Genomic DNA, 15,884 nt, shown 5'->3' with positions numbered 1-15,884 from the left:
TTCATTAGTCTGTCCTAATACGCTAATAGCGTATCTTTGTGTTGATCAAAATAAATAAGAGTATTTTTTACGGCGCGAACCACAGCGCGAGGGGTGATGGTCGCACCGGTAAATTGGTCAAAGTCGCCACCGTCTTTTTTCACGCCCCAGCCTTTTAAGCTAGGATTGTCTAACGACTTGTTGGCAAAGCTTAAAATCCATTTGGATTTCTTGAGGTCTACTTTGTCGCCAAGTCCTGGTGTTTCTTTATGACTAATTACACGGCTACCTGTGACGACGCCGTTTTTATCAATGGCAACGAGCATATCTAAATTGCCATTATAGCCGCGTGGTGCAATGGTTTCGAAGATGATGCCAGAGACTTCGCCATTTTTACGAGCGATGTGAATTTTTATGCCTTCTTCGCTGCCAAGTAATGGATCAGCAGGTAGTGTCGCTGTGTCTTTGGTTAAGTCGTTATCATACAGATTGGCTGGCAGTATTTCGTTGAAGGCTGAAATTTGCGCATCCAAAATATTGTTCTTAATGGTGTTATCAGTCAGCTGGTGGGTAATGGCAATGAGGCCCGCTGTAAGTACCGCGAAGATGCCCAGACCAAGACTGTTACGACGAATAGAGGCTAATAATTCCATTAGTTATCTTCCCCAATTTTTAAGCCTGTCTTAGCTTTTTTATGGCCATAAGTTCTCGGTTGTGTGTAGTAGTCGATTAGCGGTGCGGCGAAGTTCATTAGCAAGACGCCAAATGCTACGCCGTCAGGGTAACCACCCCAAGAGCGAATAATGTAGATCAAGATGCCAATGCCTGCGCCATAAATCAGCTTGCCGCGATTACTGGTACAAGACGACACAGGATCAGTGGCAATAAAGAAGGCGCCAAACATGGCTGCGCCAGTGGTTAGGTGAAAGAAAGGCGTTGCTGTATTGCTTGGGTCAAATAGGTGAAAAACACCCGCCATGACCAGTAATGCACCCAACATTGCCGCTGGCGTGTGCCAGGTGATAATACGTAGCCAGATCAATCCAAGACCACCGACAAGATACGCTGCGTTTACCCAAAGCCAGCTGTTTAAACTTGGCCCTTGAAGAGCGGCAATACTGCTAAAGGCGGCTTGCGAATCTAATAGATCTTTATGTTTGAAGCCATCTAAAGGCGTCGCCATGGTGTAACTATCAATCACGGGTAAGTGATGGAAAATAGCCTGCAAGCTCTGCATGAAGGACAAAGTCTCACCAGCTGGAATCATGCTTTGTACGCCAAGCCATTGGCTCATTGGCACAGGGAAAGATACCAGCACAATGGCATAACCGACCATAGCAGGGTTAAACGGGTTGTTGCCCAAGCCACCATAAAGTTGCTTGGCAAAGATAATCGCAAACGCCACCGCTGTCACCGTTACCCACCAAGGCACAACGGGAGGCAAGGCAACGCCTAACAGCACCGCGGTTAATAGAGCGCTGTAATCTTTCAAGAAGAAACCGACAGCACGACGACGAATGGCTAAAATAGCCGCTTCACTTAATAATGCAGTGATGCAGGCGATCATTAGGTTGATTAGCGTGCCCCAGCCAAATAGCCAAGTCTGTACGACTATGCCAGGAATGGTCGCTAAAATGACCATCTGCATCACCCAAGAGGTGCGACGTCCTGCACGTTGTGTGTGGGGGGAGGTGATCCTCAATAATGCCATTTAACGATTCTCTTGCATGTTGGTTTGCGAATGAATAAGTTTTTCTAACAAGGTTTCGGCGCTCTGCAGACGTTTCTCAGTGGCGGCAATCTCTTGATTGATGCTGTCGGCGTCTTCAGGCGAGTTTTCTAAGCGCTTGTTGAGCTTGTTAATTTGCGCTTTGGCGAGCGCGACAGCGATTTTTTCTTTCTTGATTTGCGTTGCTAAATCCATTTCTGGTTCGACTTTAGCTTCGCTGTCAGCTGTCGAATCCGCAGCTTTCTCTGCTGGAGAGGAAACAGGAGCGGTCGTTGCTGCTGGTGCGCTTTCATTTGCTTCAAGCGCGGCTAGCTTTTGTTGTGCTTCAATGAGTTTTTTAGGCCATTCCGATGCTTCTATCTCGCTTTCGTCCTTGCCTTGGTCTTTTAGAAGCTGAATGTTTTTCTCGGCTTTCTTGATACCGGCCTTGGCGATAGCTAGGTCTATTTTGCGCTTCTTAGCGGCATCCGCATCGACGTTTGCTGAGGCAACTGGTGACGCTGGTGCACTGGCTTCTTTTGCGACGGAAGGTGCCGTTGTCTCTGCAGCTTGTTCTTTCTCAAGTGCAGCGAGTTTATCTTGTGCTTCTTTTAGTTTGCTCGGCCATTCCGACGCATTGATTTCAGCCTCGTCTTTACCTTGCTCTTTCAGAAGCTGAATATTTTTCTCGGCTTTTTTAACACCTGCCTTGGCAATGGCTAGGTCGATCTTGCGTTTTTTGACTGCGTCGGCATCAAGGTTGGCAGCGGGCTCTGTTTTTTCTGCAGCCGATTTGGGTGCTGCAGCTTCTGGATTAGCTAAGGCTTGTTCCAGTTCATCAGCTCGCTGCTGGGCTTCTTGCAATTGCTGGCGAATCGCTTCGATTTCAGGCGCGTTTATTTCTTCCGCCTTCTTCAAGGCTTTTTCGACTTTTTTCACTGCCGCTTTGGCAATGGCTGCATCGATTTTTAGCTTTTTCAATTCATCGCTAATCGCGGCTTTTGGTTCGGTTGCTGCCGCGTTTGCGCTTGGCTGAGTACTTCCATTTAGCTTACTGACTGTGTCTTGCGCGGCTTTTAGATCGGTTTCAAAAGCGCTGATCTTGTCTTTCAACTCTTGATCATCTGGTGTCTCTATAAGCTGCTTTTGCAGTTTCTTCAGCTTCACGCCAATCAAGGCTACATCAACTTTGGCTTTTTTCAGCTCGTCGCTAACAGTCGCTGGACTTGCTTTGGCGGTATTTGCCACTGGAGTGGCAGGCGCTGCGCTTGGAATTTGCGCAAGCTGTTCTTCCAGTGTTGCGATGGCTTTTTCTTGATCGGTGACTTGCAGTTGCAAGCTGTTGATCTCTTCTACGTGCTCGTTTTCTTGCGCTTCAAGCAACTGCTTTTGCAACTTCTTCAATTTGGATTTGCCAATGGCAATATCGACCTTGAGCTTTTTCGATTCGTCGTTGGTTGCAGGCGCAGCAGCGGCCGTTGGAGCAGCTTTCGCTGGCGCAGCTTTTTTCTTATCTGTCGCTTTGTCGGATGTCGCTTTTTGACGAGCAAGGCGTTTGGCTTCTTTCTCCGCGGCTTCTGCGTCTTGGCGAGCTTTACGAGCTTCAAAACGTTGCTTGGCTAAGTCTGATTTGACGTTGGCTTCGCGAGCTTCACGGATGCTGCTCTTGGAATGACGGTAATATTGCACCAGCGGAATGCTGCTTGGGCAAACATAAGAGCAAGCGCCACATTCGATGCAATCGAATAGGTTATGGTGTTCGGCTTTTTCAAACTCTTGGCTTTTACTGAACCACAGCAACTGCTGAGGCAACAAGCTAGCAGGGCAGGCTTGCTCGCACATGCCGCAACGGATACAGGCTTGCTCTGGTGCCGGCGCAGGCAGTTCTTTTTTGCTGGCGGCTAAAATGCAGTTACTGGTTTTTACAATCGGTACCGTGGCTGAATCTAAGGTGTAGCCCATCATTGGGCCGCCCATGATCAAACGGCTGAGTTTTTTCGGTTCAGAATCGGCGTATTCCAATAAATGCGCTACTGGCGTTCCGAACAGTACTTCGACGTTTTGCGGGTTTTTTAATGCATCGCCCGTTAAGGTGGTAAAACGTGAAATGAGTGGTTTACCAAGTGTAATCGCATCGTGAACTGCCACACAGGTGCCGACGTTTTGACATAAAACGCCAATGTCTGCTGGGTATTGCCCACTTGGGACTTCTTTGCCCGTTAATAGTTGGATTAATTGTTTTTCGCCACCAGAAGGGTATTTAGTTGGCACAACCGCAATTTGAATCTTGCTGTTGCGTTCAGTCAATACGGCTTTTAATGCCGCAATGGCGGTCGGTTTATTGTCTTCAATACCAATGACAATGTTATCTGCCTCAACAAGGTGTTGAAGTATCTCGATACCTAACACTAACTCTAAGGTTTTCTCACGAATCAACATATCATCAGCGGTGATGTAAGGTTCACATTCTGCCGCATTAATAATGAAATGCGTCAGTGGATTCTTGTGGGCACCTTGAAGTTTTACTTGCGTTGGAAAGCCAGCACCACCCATACCTATGATGCCCATTTCAGACAAATACGCCAGAACGTCTGTTTTACTGATATCTTGCCAATTGCTTAGTGGCTCAAGGTTTGCCCATGTATCCTCGCCATCAGGTGTGAGGATAATACAAAGGTCGCTTAAACCAGATGGATGGGCAATTAGGCGCTCTTCAATAGCGGCGATCGTGCCAGAAGTCGGCGCATGTAAAAAACTGCTTAAAAAACCATTATTGATGGCGATGGTTTCGCCTTTTAATACCTTGTCGCCCACTTTGACTAACGGGCGAGAGCTCTGACCAATATGTTGTCCAAGAGGCAAAATAAGCTCGTTAGGTAGGCTTGGTCGACCCAAAGGTAATTGCAGAGATTGCGCTTTGTTTTCCGGTGGGTGAATGCCGCCGTGAAAAGAAAACACCTTTGCTGTTTGTTGTTTATCAGCTTGCATCAATGCGTCACCTCCGCTTGGCGGTCGGTGGCAATAACGTTTAATGAAGTTGCCGCGATACCTTGCGGTTTATCCCAAGACCAAGTTTTCGCTGTCACGCCTACTTCTACCATATCAATACAATCTACAGGGCAAGGCTCGACACAAAGGTCACAGCCTGTGCATTCATCTGCTATAACGGTGTGCATTTGTTTCGCCGCACCTAAAATCGCGTCTACAGGGCACGCTTGAATACACTTAGTACAACCGATGCATTCGTCTTCACGGATAACCGCGACACGCTTCGCGCTTTCTGCGCCGTGATCGCCATCTAAAGGAACCGCTTCTACATCCAACAAATCGGCTAGGGCTTGGATGGTGGCTTGACCGCCAGGAGGGCAATGGTTAATGGCTTCACCGTTGGCAATGGCTTCGGCATATGGACGGCAGCCTGGATGACCACATTGGCCACACTGTGTTTGTGGCAGAAGGGCATCGATTTGGTCGACTATTGGGTCGCCTTCAACGTGGAAACGCACGTTGGCATAACCCAAAATAGCGCCGAAAATAAGCGATAAAAGAACTAAAATGCCGATGGCGAGTAAAACAGTAAACATCGTCTGACTCCTAAATCTGCACAAGGGCGGTAAAGCCCATGAAAGCAAGGGCCATAAGACCAGCGGTAATCATGCCGATAGCGGAACCTTTGAAAACAGTCGGTACATCCGCCACGTTGATGCGTTCGCGCATGGCAGAGAACAAAATCAATACGAAGGAAAAGCCCACCGCCGCACCAAAACCATAAAGAATGGATTCAACAAAACCGTTTTGCTTGCTGATGTTTTGCAGAGCCACACCCAATACGGCGCAGTTTGTGGTGATAAGAGGTAGGAAAATACCTAATACGCGATACAGTAGCGGACTGGTTTTATGGACCACCATTTCAGTGAATTGCACAACAACGGCGATCACCAAGATAAAAGAAATGGTTTGTAGGTATTCAAGGCCAAATGGCTGAAGTATGTAGGTATAAGTTAGATAACTGCACAGGCTGGACAAGGTTAAAACAAAGGTCGTCGCCATTGCCATGCCAATAGAGGTTTCTAGTTTCCCAGACACGCCCATGAAAGGGCATAGGCCCAGAAACTGTACCAATACAAAGTTATTAACCAGAATGGTACTGACCAGTATCAGGAGATATTCAGTCATCTCAAATCCAAAGTATGCGGTGAATAGTATGTGGTTTTAGATACCTTTAAGAGAAAAGTATCTTTGAGCGTAACTATACCAATCTGCTTATAACTAACAAGACTAAAGCTTTTGTATTTCTAGTCCGATTTAGTATATAGATAATAAGTTATGCTTATATAAGTTCGATTTATGTTTTTTTATTAATGCCAATGCCCACCTTATTAAGAATCTTTCTTATTTACTAAGGTGAGCACTGGAATGTATTGCTTTTCTTGGCTGTATAGGACTATGCCGTGTGGCTTACATCACGCGTTGGCCAGGTTTTGCACCAGCGTGAGGTTCTAGAAGATAAATTTCTTCACCACCAGGGCCTGCTGCCAATACCATGCCTTCTGACATACCAAACTTCATTTTGCGAGGTGCAAGGTTGGCAACCATCACGGTGTGTTTGCCTTCTAAGTCTTCTGGCTTATAAGCTGACTTAATACCAGAGAACACAGTGCGTGTTTCGCCACCAATGTCTAAGGTCAATTTTAGCAGCTTATTGGCTTTTTCAACGTGCTCGGCTTTAACGATCAAAGCGATGCGCAAGTCCACTTTTGCAAAGTCATCGAAATTGATTTCTGCTTCGATTGGTTCTTTGCTTAGTTCGGTTTCCGCTTGAGTCGGTTGCGCTGCTTCTTTTGCTGCTGCCTCTGCCGCCGCTTCTACCTTGCCTTCTTCGATGATGGCATCGATTTGTGCTTGCTCAATACGACCCATCAGCGGCTTGAATTTGTTCACTGTGTTGCCAAACAACAATTCGCTGCGGTTATCCCAAGTTAGCTCTTTGCCAAGGAAGGCTTCCGCGTCGGCCACCAAGTTTGGCATGACTGGTTTCAAATAAGTTGCCAATATGCTGAACAAGTTCAAGGCAACGGTACAAACGTCCTGAACCTTCGGTAAAGTTGCTTCGTCTTTTGCCAACACCCAAGGTGCTTGAACGGCAATGTATTCGTTCGCTACGTCAGCAAGGCGCATGATTTCACGAATGGCTTTACCGTATTCGCGGCTTTCAAAGTGCTCGGCAATTACATCGCCAGCGTCAACGAAAGATTGGATCATCTCCGCTTCGCTCACATCATTTGCCAATTGACCATCGAACTTCTTGTTGATGAAGCTCGCTGTACGGCTCGCTATGTTAACGACTTTACCCACGACGTCTGAATTCACGCGCTGCAAGAAATCGCTTAGGCTAAGATCGATATCGTCAACACGAGAGTTTAGCTTGGCTGCATAGTAGTAACGCAAGTATTGCGGATCCAAATGCTTCAAGTAAGTGCGGGCTTTAATAAAGGTACCGCGCGACTTAGACATTTTTTCGCCGTCAACGGTTACATAACCGTGTGCGTTAACCGCTGTCGGTGTGCGGTAGCCAGCACAGTCCAACATGGCAGGCCAGAACAAAGCATGGAAATTGATAATGTCTTTACCGATGAAGTGGTAAAGTTCGGCGTCGGAATCTTTCGCCCAGTAATCATCAAACTCCAAACCTTCGGTGCGATCACACAGATTTTTGAAGCTCGCCATATAACCAATTGGTGCGTCTAGCCAAACGTAGAAATATTTACCCGGTGCGTCTGGGATTTCAAAACCAAAGTAAGGTGCATCGCGGCTGATGTCCCATTCTTTCAAACCAGAATCTAACCACTCAGATAGCTTGTTAGCCACTTGGTCTTGCAAAGTGCCGCTACGTGTCCATTTCGCTAGGAAATCTTGGAAGTCTGGCAATTTAAAGAAATAATGTTCTGAGTCTTTTTCAATTGGCGTCGCGCCAGAATAAACAGAGCGCGGATTGATCATTTCCATTGGTGTGTAGGTGGCAGAACAGACTTCACAGTTGTCGCCGTATTGATCTTCTGCTTTACACTTAGGGCAAGTCCCCTTAATGAAACGATCCGCAAGGAACATTTCTTTCTCTGGGTCGTACGCTTGCACGATAGAGCGTACCGCGATTTTGCCATTGTCACGAAGAGCTGTGTAAATGCTGTTTGAGAATTCGCGGTTTTCGTCAGAATGTGTTGAGTGGTAATTATCGTAACCAATCAAGAAGTCATTAAAGTCTGCCATGTGTTCTTGGCGAACCCCTTCGATCAACTCTTCTGATGTAATGCCATTTTGCGCGGCTTTGATCATAATCGCCGTGCCGTGAGCGTCATCCGCACACACTGCTGTACAAAGATGGCCGCGCATTTTTTGAAAACGCACCCAGATATCGGTTTGGATGTGTTCCAGCATATGCCCCAAATGGATAGAACCATTGGCATAAGGAAGGGCGCTGGTGACTAAAATTTTGCGTTGCGTTTGTGCCATTTTTGATAAGCCTGCTGGATTAAAAAAGGTCGGTTATTCTATCAATAATTAGACGTAGATGACGAATGAATAAAGCGCCTAAAAGATAGATTCTCTAAGAAAAGCGACATTATAAGTCCCAATTCCGCGTGTGCAAGCGCTAGTCTTGTATCCCAGTCTTGCTTTTCTGCAATTTGCCCCCACACTTGGCTCAACGTTATAAAATAAACACTCTTTAAAATACGCCTAACTAGGAGCCCCCATGCTAACTAATGCCCAACTACAGGCGACTTTAGAAACCCTAATCGACGACAACAGCGGCCAACCTTATGGTGCTGTTTGGAATGTTGTTGCAGACGACAGCCGAGTTCATGTCACTTTAACGCTCGCCTATCCTGCGCAAAAACAACAAGCTCAACTAGAAGCCAAGATCAAAGAACTCTTGGGCGATTCTCGTAACTTGGTGTTAGACATCGACTTTCAAGTTAAAAGCCAAGCCACACAAGGCAGCATTCCAGGCATGAAAGGCGTGAAAAACATCATCGCCGTAGCGTCTGGCAAAGGTGGCGTGGGCAAGTCCACCACCACAGTTAACCTTGCTCTTGCTATGGCAAAAGAGGGCGCTCGCGTTGGTATTCTGGATGCAGACATCTATGGCCCAAGCCAAGGCATGTTGCTAGGGTTTGAAGAGGGTACTCGCCCACAAGTCCGTGACGAGAAATTCTTCATCCCACCAACGGCCTTTGGCGTGCAAGTGATGTCCATGGCGTTTCTGACCACTAAAGACACGCCAGTTGCATGGCGTGGTCCTATGGTGACAGGCGCCTTGATGCAGATCCTAACGCAAACCGATTGGGATAACCTTGATTACCTATTTATCGACATGCCACCGGGTACAGGCGACATTCAACTGACGCTGGCGCAAAAAGTCCCAGTTGCCGGTTCTGTTGTTGTCACCACACCACAAGACATCGCTTTATTGGATGCTCGCCGCGGTATTGAAATGTTCAACAAGGTAAACATTCCAGTATTGGGCGTGGTGGAGAACATGTCGACGCACATCTGTTCTAACTGCGGTCATCACGAAGCCATCTTTGGTGACGAAGGTGGCGCGAGCCTAGCAAAAGAATACGATGTTAATGTATTGGGTAAACTACCACTCAGCCTAGCGATCCGCGAACAGAGTGATGCTGGCCGACCAATCGTGGTAAATGCCCCAGAAAGTGATACTGCAGGCATTTATCAGTCGATTGCACGCAAGCTTGGTGCTACCCTTGCATCCCAACAAAATGAACAAACAGCGATGCCGATTATTGGCATGAGCGACGATTGAGGAAAAGTAATGCGTTTGTGTGACCGAGATATTATTAAAGCCCTAGACGAAGGTTCCATTGTCATCGAACCCCGCCCAGATAACAGCGTTATCAGCGGCGTATCTGTTGACCTACGATTGGGCAACTCGTTTCGCGTCTTTCAAGGTCACCCAGCGCCTTATCTTGACCTAAGCAGCTCGAAAGCAGACTTAAGCAAAGTCATCGAATCTGTGATGAGCGAAGAAATCCTTGTCGAAGACGGCAAACCTTTCTTCATCCATCCGGGCGAACTCGTACTTGGCGTCACCAAAGAATCCGTCACCGTGCCAGACAACCTAGTCGGCTGGCTCGACGGACGTTCTTCCTTGGCACGCCTTGGCTTAATGGTTCACGTCACCGCACACCGCATCGACCCAGGTTGGAGCGGCGGCATCGTGTTGGAATTCCTCAACGGCGGCAAACTGCCCATCGCCCTAAGCCCAGGCATGACCATCGGCGCCATCAACTTCGAAACCATGTCGGGGCCGGCGGATCGTCCTTATAACAAGCGGGATAACGCTAAGTATAAAGACCAGACCTCAGCGGTTGGCAGCCGGATTTCAGGTGACAAATCCTAGATCTTTTTAAGATCGACTAGAAAGAGGCCTCGGCCTCTTTTTTTGTTTTTATAAGGTCAAATAGTTACTTCTCAGCGATTCCTAGTTTGCAAGCTTGGTTCCGCTCTGCTGAGCGGGTAACTTTTGCCAATCGATGCAAAAGTAACCAAAAAATCTTTTATCGGGCTATCGCCCAAACGTCTCTTTCACTCTGTTTAACGTTACATTTAGCAAGACGACTTTTATCGTAAGGCATAGATTGTTTATTTCGTGAGAGATGGATTGTCAAACAATGACCCTGAAACTCCATAGGGTCGCGCAACTTCGTCGCGTCGAACTTACTTCATCATAGAGGCTGATTTTCATGAGGCGTCATGAATGGAACGGCTCTAAATTTAAAAAAATGCCGATGAAAGTGATGCTTTCATTTTCTAAAGTAGGTCGTCCTTCAGGGCGACAAAAAACACCATGGTTAAAAGCTTTTATTGTCTAAATAGAGTGATTATCCATTAAGTGACGCATTTTCTCAGTGATCCAATCTGTCAGTTTATTGCTTGGGCTGTCGAGTCGTTTCACTATGCCTATTTCAATTAATTGATCTGTTAAGAAATCGCTTTTGGCGATTTTTATTTGCTCAAAAAACCAATGCGCTTTGGCAATATGCTCAGGCACGATGGCCCAGCCTTGATTCTGCGTGACCAATTCACAAATCAAATAGTAACTGTCTAAATCCCAATGATCTGGACTTAGGGCGTTTTCGCGGTTCTCTCCTGAACGGTTGCATAACACGAACTGACGGTATTGCTGTAGTTGCGATAGACTCAATACATTTTCTTTAGCAAGTGGGTGCTTTTTACCGACAATCAGAATTTTTTTAAAATATCCCAAAGACTGCATGGTTAATTTTGGTGGCAAGGCACTGTTGCTAATCATAAAGCCCATGTCGGCTTTTTGATTGGCAATGGCTATGGCGATGTCGTCTTGTGATCCGTTAGTAATAACCAAATGCGTATTAGGAAATAAATCGCCAACTTGTGAAAAAATGGAATGAATGGTTTCCAGTGGCAAGGCTTCATCTAGGGCGATGCGTAACGAAATAGGTTCTTTGTTTGCCGCTGATAACGCACGTGAGTCTAAGCGTAAACATTGGTTAAGCACGGCTCGCGCTTCGGGAAGCATCTCGTTTCCCAGTGGCGTTAATACGGGGAATTTAGAGCTGCGATCAAATAACTCAAATCCTAAATCCAATTCTAAATTAGCGATGGCGCTGCTGATGCGAGACTGGGCCTTTTGTAATTGCCTTGCTGCAGCCGAAAAAGAACCAAGCTCAGCGGTGGTAACAAACGCCAGTAACTGATCCAGTGTCCAATTCATTTCTTTGCTCATAAAATGGTTACTCTCGCGGCATAGATAATGGCTCAATCCATCCTATAAGCGGATGGTAACTAACTTTCTTATATCTTAATTATATATATTATGCCTGCATTCTTACTTTCTGGATATTTAAGTTATGCAAGCCGCTCCACAGGTTCAACCATCACAATCCGTCGCAGGCGCGTTTTGGCGCTTTGCCATTCCTTCCATCGTCGCTATGTTAGTTAGTGGTTTGTATCAGATCATTGACGGCTTCTTCGTGGGCCACTTTGTTGGTGCGGACGGACTTGCAGGCATCAACATGGCCATTCCCTTGCTTGGTCTAATCATGGGCTTTGGTATGCTGGTGGGAATGGGCGGTGGCAGTGTGCTGTCTAAATATCGAGGCGAGAATAACCTAAATGGTACCCAAGCAACACTCGTCACGGCGCTTTTCTTGATCATTTTGATCGGCTTATTGGCTACTGTTGTATTTATTGCCTTTGGACAGAGTCTGCTCAATATTCAAGGCGCGACAGGCGTCACCCTAGAAATGAGCTGGAGTTATGTGCAGACCATGTCGTTTGGTGCGCTTATTTCGATTGGTGCCAGTGCCATGCCTATGCTGGTCCGAAACGACGACAGCCCAAACCTTGCGACAGTGTTCATTGTCGTTGGCGCCGTCGCCAACATTGTCTTGGACTATGTTTTCTTAGCTCACCTTGAGATGGGATTAAAAGGCGCAGCCATTGCCACCCTAATTGCCCAACTGGCGACCTGTATTCTGTGTCTACGTTACTTTACGTCCTCAAAAGCCAAAACCAAGCTGGCGATTAAACAGCTTGATAAAGCCATTGCGATTCGTATCGTGCAACTGGGTGCGTCAAATTTAGTGATGTTTATCTACTTCAGCTTTGTCATGGCGTTTCATAACCTGCAATTTATGGCCTACGGAGACACCACACAACTCGCCGCCTTCGCTATAGTTGGCTACTTAGCGAGTTGCTACTACTTCTTCGCCGAAGGCTTAGTCAGCGGCTTGCAGCCACCGGTGAGTTACTACTTAGGCGCCAAGCAATACAAGCGCATAACCGAAACCGTAAAACTGGCTTTTTCCGTCACCGTTGGATCGGGTATTGCCTTGGTTATACTGTTTAACATTTTTCCAGAACTCTTTATCAGCATCTTTACCACAGGCAACGATGCACTGCTTGAAGCCAGTAAAAATGGCATTCGTCTGCACTTAATGGCCCTGTTTTTAGATGGCTTCTTATTCATGGCGTCCATCTACTTCGTCGCCGTTGGCAAAAGCGGACAAGCCCTGTTTGTCTCCGTTGGCAACATGTTGATACAGATTCCATTCCTGTTCATCTTACCGAAATACCTCGGCATCGATGGTGTTTGGTTAGCTGTTCCTCTATCCAACATCACCTTCGCATTGATCGTACTGCCGATGCTATTGATCAACCTGAAAGGTCTGATGAAAATGCATAACCAACAAAGTGATATTGAAGCAAGATCGGTCGCTTATCAGTAATCTCTGAACCTATTAGTGAAGAACACTTTGTTCAAGGTGTTCTTCAAATTTGGCTTCTTCGTTTCCATTCAAACGCTTTGTATTCCCAGCCTTTATTCCGCCTTTTAATTCTGGGAAAAGCTGAGCGGGTAACTTCTTGACAAAAGCCATTTTACCTATCAATATGATAGGTATTGACTCAATGGATGAGTAATATGAAAAAGAATAATCCACAAGGAACCGTGGCGTTTCCTCTCAGTGAATTTACAGCTCGAAAAATCATTAATGATCTAGCAGAAAACCATACCAATAGAATCCGCTGGAGTAAGCAAATTAAAGAGAGAATGCTGGAACGTGGTGTGACAACGGGACAGGTTTTGGCGCTACTTAAAAGTAAGCGATCTGTATTTCGTGAAGGGCCTTATCTTGAGCTAAATGGTGATTGGAAGTTTAATTTAAAAGGAATGGCGGCTGGATCTATTATAGAACTCAGTGTCGCCATTAAGAACCATGCTGATAACCCGACTTCAATTCTCATCACAGTTTGGGTTCATTAGGAGTAAAACTATGTATCACTATACAGAATGTGGCTTGCCTAACGTCTATCTAAAAAACGGTTTTACCATTGAAAATATAGACGGCGAAGACTACACCAGCATTGATGATATGAATAACTTACATGTCGCCATCGCGCAAACAATCGCAGACAGTCACATGATACTTCGTCCTGCTGAATTTAAGTTTTTACGCATAGAGTTAAACCTATCGCAAAAAATGCTCGGACACCGCTTTGGTGTATCAGAACAAACGATAGCGCGTTACGAAAAAGGCCAGTCAGAAATCCCCCGAACGACAGACGCTGCGCTTCGATCTCTATTTATGGAAAAACTAGAGAAAACAAACTCCGTCAGCTACTTTCTAGACCTTTTGTCTGATGCAGAAGCCCAACAAGCCGCAAAGGAAATATTACTGGAAGAAATTGACAACCGCTGGGGGATCGCGGTTTAGCTAGATGTGGAATTGAGGTTCCATTTGAACGCTCTGTATTCCTGACCTTTATTCCGCCTTGTAATTCAGAGAAACGCTGAGAGATCGGTTTTTGTAGGGCGAGATAATGGAGGCACGACTGCTTTCTGTAATATACGAGAGCCAAACCAATTGTTCGTGTTTTGCCTCTGAGCGAGGCGTTGAACTAAGTCGCTTCGTGGGCCTTATCTTAATTTCCCCAATTCCCTTATTTAGAACCACACTTAATCTTCCACTCAACAGTGGAGGATTAGTTATGACGCTTTAAAAAGTGCTTCGTATCATACTGTCATGGGACAATGGCAGTTAGCGTTAGCACACGGTGAGATCGGTGTATAAAAACAGATCAGATCATAAGGCCTGAGGGAATCGCTTGCCTCGTGGGTCAAATCGCGCTACAAAAGGGCAAACAAAGAACCAACATAGCGGCGATCAAAGACGATCTGAAGCGGCGTAGTCCAGACAAACGTTGGTATTTAGCGAGTTATATAACAGGGAAGTCCTACCATGAAAAAAGCAAATCCCCTATATAGACAACGCAGCCGTTCAACAGTGGGTTATAACCGCAGCTACGCTGCCGTATAACCCTTAATTGTTATGAGTTACGGAGAGTGAAGTGACAGATAGAGTAAAAATTTACTGTAATACTTGTAAAGGTGAAACAAACCATAACATCAAGTCTACTCATGATCAGTCATATCACGAAGAGTTTGAAGACCATGGTCAACGATTTCTGGGCTATTGCGAGGAAACAAAGTTTAGCTTCCTGGTTTGCCGCGGATGCGACTCTGCAACGTTACAGGAGAGGTGGACTTGCTCTGGAATGCATGATCACAATGGTGATGAAATCTACTCATACAACTACCACCCTAAACGAAAAAATCTAGGCGAGCGTGAAGTTAAGAAATTTCATCATGTAGATAAAAAGCTGAATGATTCATACAAAGAAATCATTACTGCTTTTCAGCAGGGCCTTGAAATTGTCACTGCTATGGGAGTTCGAGCATTACTTGAAGGTATATGCGTCATTGAAGGAATAGATGACAAAGCTGCTTGGGGGTTAACAAAAAAAATTGAAAAGTTAAAAGACTCTCAAAATATACCAGATAGCATCATTGATGGTCTTAACGGCTTAAAGTTTATCGGTGATGATGCTGCGCATCGCTTGAATGCTACCGACAAACACACGTTAAGCCTCTCAATTGATTTGTTGGAATCACTGCTAACTCATTTATATGAAGCTCGCATAGATTTGGAGCGAAAAGCTGAGATGGTGCGAAAAACTCATAACAAGCAAAGGCAGTCGGACGCGTAAACGCGCCGATGCTTTGGGCGTTATGGCGCACGATCAAATTAACTAGGTACTCAGGATGAGCGATAGAGTAAAAGAAGCATTGATTTGGTTTAAGGGGATCTTGGAATCAGAGCGAATTGACTATCAAATTGTTGGTGGCTTGGCTGCAACAATTTACGGTGGTAGCCGAGCAGTTGCAGACATTGATTTGTATATCCACAATAGCGATGCTGAAAAACTGTTAGCAAAGGTTGGTTCATATGTCTCCAAACCTTTAACTCATTACGTGGAATACGGCTGGGATTTAGAGTATTTCCAATTAATCTACCATTCTCAAAAAATCGAAGTTGGTTTGTCTAAAGGAACTAGAATTCAATCGACTCTTGATGGTTTATGGCACAAGTTAGAAATTGACTTTTCTAACTCGGTTTCAATGTGTTATCAAAATGTCGAAGTGCCAGTAATCCCCAAAGGCGAGTTAATAAAGTACAAGCGCTTACTGAACAGAGTGGTGGATTTAATCGACATACAGGAACTGACTGAAAACCCAGCGCCATAACAAATTGTTCAAGAGTGATTCGGCACTTTACTATGCGTTGGTTTTAATGGT

Annotated in this window: 15 protein-coding genes; 7 read left to right on the top strand and 8 right to left on the bottom strand. The window is 45.7% G+C overall.

What is annotated here, in order from left to right; genetic code table 11:
* Positions 1–14: 14 nt before the first annotated feature.
* From rsxG to metG, 6 genes are all read right to left on the bottom strand, one after another.
* On the bottom strand, positions 15–632 hold the full coding sequence (gene rsxG / locus KDW99_RS13795) for an electron transport complex subunit RsxG (RefSeq protein ID WP_255825523.1): 618 nt from the start codon (positions 630–632) through the stop codon (positions 15–17).
* Positions 632–1,690, bottom strand: a complete 1,059-nt coding sequence (gene rsxD, locus KDW99_RS13790; RefSeq protein WP_255825521.1) for an electron transport complex subunit RsxD — start codon at positions 1,688–1,690, stop codon at positions 632–634. The genes rsxG and rsxD overlap by 1 nt, the downstream gene beginning before the upstream one ends.
* On the bottom strand, positions 1,691–4,675 hold the full coding sequence (gene rsxC, locus KDW99_RS13785) for an electron transport complex subunit RsxC (protein ID WP_255825519.1): 2,985 nt from the start codon (positions 4,673–4,675) through the stop codon (positions 1,691–1,693).
* Positions 4,675–5,271, bottom strand: coding sequence for an electron transport complex subunit RsxB (gene rsxB, locus KDW99_RS13780; protein ID WP_255825517.1), 597 nt, complete (start codon positions 5,269–5,271; stop codon positions 4,675–4,677). The genes rsxC and rsxB overlap by 1 nt, the downstream gene beginning before the upstream one ends.
* Positions 5,272–5,281: 10 nt before the next feature.
* On the bottom strand, positions 5,282–5,863 hold the full coding sequence (gene rsxA, locus KDW99_RS13775; RefSeq protein ID WP_012069258.1) for an electron transport complex subunit RsxA: 582 nt from the start codon (positions 5,861–5,863) through the stop codon (positions 5,282–5,284).
* 282 nt (positions 5,864–6,145) lie between these two features.
* The gene (gene metG, locus KDW99_RS13770; RefSeq protein WP_255825511.1) at positions 6,146–8,197 is read right to left on the bottom strand and encodes a methionine--tRNA ligase; all 2,052 of its coding nucleotides are present in this window, start codon (positions 8,195–8,197) and stop codon (positions 6,146–6,148) included.
* A 241-nt stretch (positions 8,198–8,438) separates the two neighbouring features.
* On the opposite strand from metG, the gene apbC reads away from it, so the two are divergent.
* Both apbC and dcd read left to right on the top strand, forming a co-directional pair.
* Complete coding sequence (gene apbC / locus KDW99_RS13765; RefSeq protein ID WP_255825509.1) at positions 8,439–9,509, top strand: iron-sulfur cluster carrier protein ApbC; 1,071 nt, start codon at positions 8,439–8,441, stop codon at positions 9,507–9,509.
* A gap of 9 nt (positions 9,510–9,518) precedes the next feature.
* On the top strand, positions 9,519–10,106 hold the full coding sequence (gene dcd, locus KDW99_RS13760) for a dCTP deaminase (RefSeq protein ID WP_255825507.1): 588 nt from the start codon (positions 9,519–9,521) through the stop codon (positions 10,104–10,106).
* Positions 10,107–10,574: 468 nt separating this feature from the next.
* Here the strand turns inward: dcd and KDW99_RS13755 are convergent, their stop codons facing one another.
* Positions 10,575–11,471 (bottom strand): LysR family transcriptional regulator, encoded by an 897-nt coding sequence (locus tag KDW99_RS13755; RefSeq protein WP_255825505.1) that lies wholly within the window; start codon positions 11,469–11,471, stop codon positions 10,575–10,577.
* A gap of 124 nt (positions 11,472–11,595) precedes the next feature.
* On the opposite strand from KDW99_RS13755, the gene KDW99_RS13750 reads away from it, so the two are divergent.
* The gene (locus KDW99_RS13750; protein ID WP_255825503.1) at positions 11,596–12,975 is read left to right on the top strand and encodes an MATE family efflux transporter; all 1,380 of its coding nucleotides are present in this window, start codon (positions 11,596–11,598) and stop codon (positions 12,973–12,975) included.
* Positions 12,976–12,987: 12 nt separating this feature from the next.
* Here the strand turns inward: KDW99_RS13750 and KDW99_RS13745 are convergent, their stop codons facing one another.
* A complete protein-coding gene (locus KDW99_RS13745) occupies positions 12,988–13,125 on the bottom strand; it encodes a hypothetical protein (protein WP_255825501.1) in 138 nt (45 codons plus the stop codon).
* Between the two features lie 44 nt (positions 13,126–13,169).
* Between KDW99_RS13745 and KDW99_RS13740 the strand changes: the two genes are divergently transcribed.
* The 4 genes from KDW99_RS13740 to KDW99_RS13725 all read left to right on the top strand — a co-directional run bounded on the left by KDW99_RS13740 (position 13,170) and on the right by KDW99_RS13725 (position 15,833).
* Positions 13,170–13,511, top strand: a complete 342-nt coding sequence (locus KDW99_RS13740; protein WP_255825499.1) for a hypothetical protein — start codon at positions 13,170–13,172, stop codon at positions 13,509–13,511.
* Positions 13,512–13,521: 10 nt separating this feature from the next.
* On the top strand, positions 13,522–13,962 hold the full coding sequence (locus KDW99_RS13735; RefSeq protein WP_255825497.1) for a helix-turn-helix domain-containing protein: 441 nt from the start codon (positions 13,522–13,524) through the stop codon (positions 13,960–13,962).
* A gap of 634 nt (positions 13,963–14,596) precedes the next feature.
* Positions 14,597–15,295 carry a DUF4145 domain-containing protein gene (locus KDW99_RS13730; protein ID WP_255825495.1) on the top strand — a complete coding sequence of 233 codons (699 nt, stop codon included), beginning with the start codon at positions 14,597–14,599 and terminating at the stop codon, positions 15,293–15,295.
* A 55-nt stretch (positions 15,296–15,350) separates the two neighbouring features.
* Positions 15,351–15,833 (top strand): MazG-related protein, encoded by a 483-nt coding sequence (locus KDW99_RS13725; RefSeq protein ID WP_255825493.1) that lies wholly within the window; start codon positions 15,351–15,353, stop codon positions 15,831–15,833.
* The last annotated feature ends 51 nt before the right edge of the window (positions 15,834–15,884 follow it).

It is taken from the genome of Marinomonas rhizomae (genome assembly GCF_024397855.1).
In the GTDB taxonomy this organism is placed as follows: Bacteria; Pseudomonadota; Gammaproteobacteria; order Pseudomonadales; family Marinomonadaceae; genus Marinomonas; species Marinomonas rhizomae_A.
The sequence above is the reverse complement of the archived record's forward strand: the minus strand, read 5'-3'. Positions and strand labels throughout refer to the sequence as shown.

Bases quoted from the DNA above. Each gene is read 5' to 3' on its own strand.
- rsxA (WP_012069258.1), bottom strand. From the start codon at position 5,863: ATGACTGAATATCTCCTGATACTGGTCAGTACCATTCTGGTTAATAAC.
- KDW99_RS13735 (WP_255825497.1), top strand. From the start codon at position 13,522: ATGTATCACTATACAGAATGTGGCTTGCCTAACGTCTATCTAAAAAAC.
- KDW99_RS13725 (WP_255825493.1), top strand. From the start codon at position 15,351: ATGAGCGATAGAGTAAAAGAAGCATTGATTTGGTTTAAGGGGATCTTG.
- KDW99_RS13740 (WP_255825499.1), top strand. From the start codon at position 13,170: ATGAAAAAGAATAATCCACAAGGAACCGTGGCGTTTCCTCTCAGTGAA.
- rsxD (WP_255825521.1), bottom strand. From the start codon at position 1,690: ATGGCATTATTGAGGATCACCTCCCCCCACACACAACGTGCAGGACGT.
- apbC (WP_255825509.1), top strand. From the start codon at position 8,439: ATGCTAACTAATGCCCAACTACAGGCGACTTTAGAAACCCTAATCGAC.
- KDW99_RS13755 (WP_255825505.1), bottom strand. From the start codon at position 11,471: ATGAGCAAAGAAATGAATTGGACACTGGATCAGTTACTGGCGTTTGTT.
- rsxC (WP_255825519.1), bottom strand. From the start codon at position 4,675: ATGCAAGCTGATAAACAACAAACAGCAAAGGTGTTTTCTTTTCACGGC.
- rsxB (WP_255825517.1), bottom strand. From the start codon at position 5,271: ATGTTTACTGTTTTACTCGCCATCGGCATTTTAGTTCTTTTATCGCTT.
- KDW99_RS13745 (WP_255825501.1), bottom strand. From the start codon at position 13,125: ATGGCTTTTGTCAAGAAGTTACCCGCTCAGCTTTTCCCAGAATTAAAA.
- metG (WP_255825511.1), bottom strand. From the start codon at position 8,197: ATGGCACAAACGCAACGCAAAATTTTAGTCACCAGCGCCCTTCCTTAT.
- KDW99_RS13750 (WP_255825503.1), top strand. From the start codon at position 11,596: ATGCAAGCCGCTCCACAGGTTCAACCATCACAATCCGTCGCAGGCGCG.
- dcd (WP_255825507.1), top strand. From the start codon at position 9,519: ATGCGTTTGTGTGACCGAGATATTATTAAAGCCCTAGACGAAGGTTCC.
- rsxG (WP_255825523.1), bottom strand. From the start codon at position 632: ATGGAATTATTAGCCTCTATTCGTCGTAACAGTCTTGGTCTGGGCATC.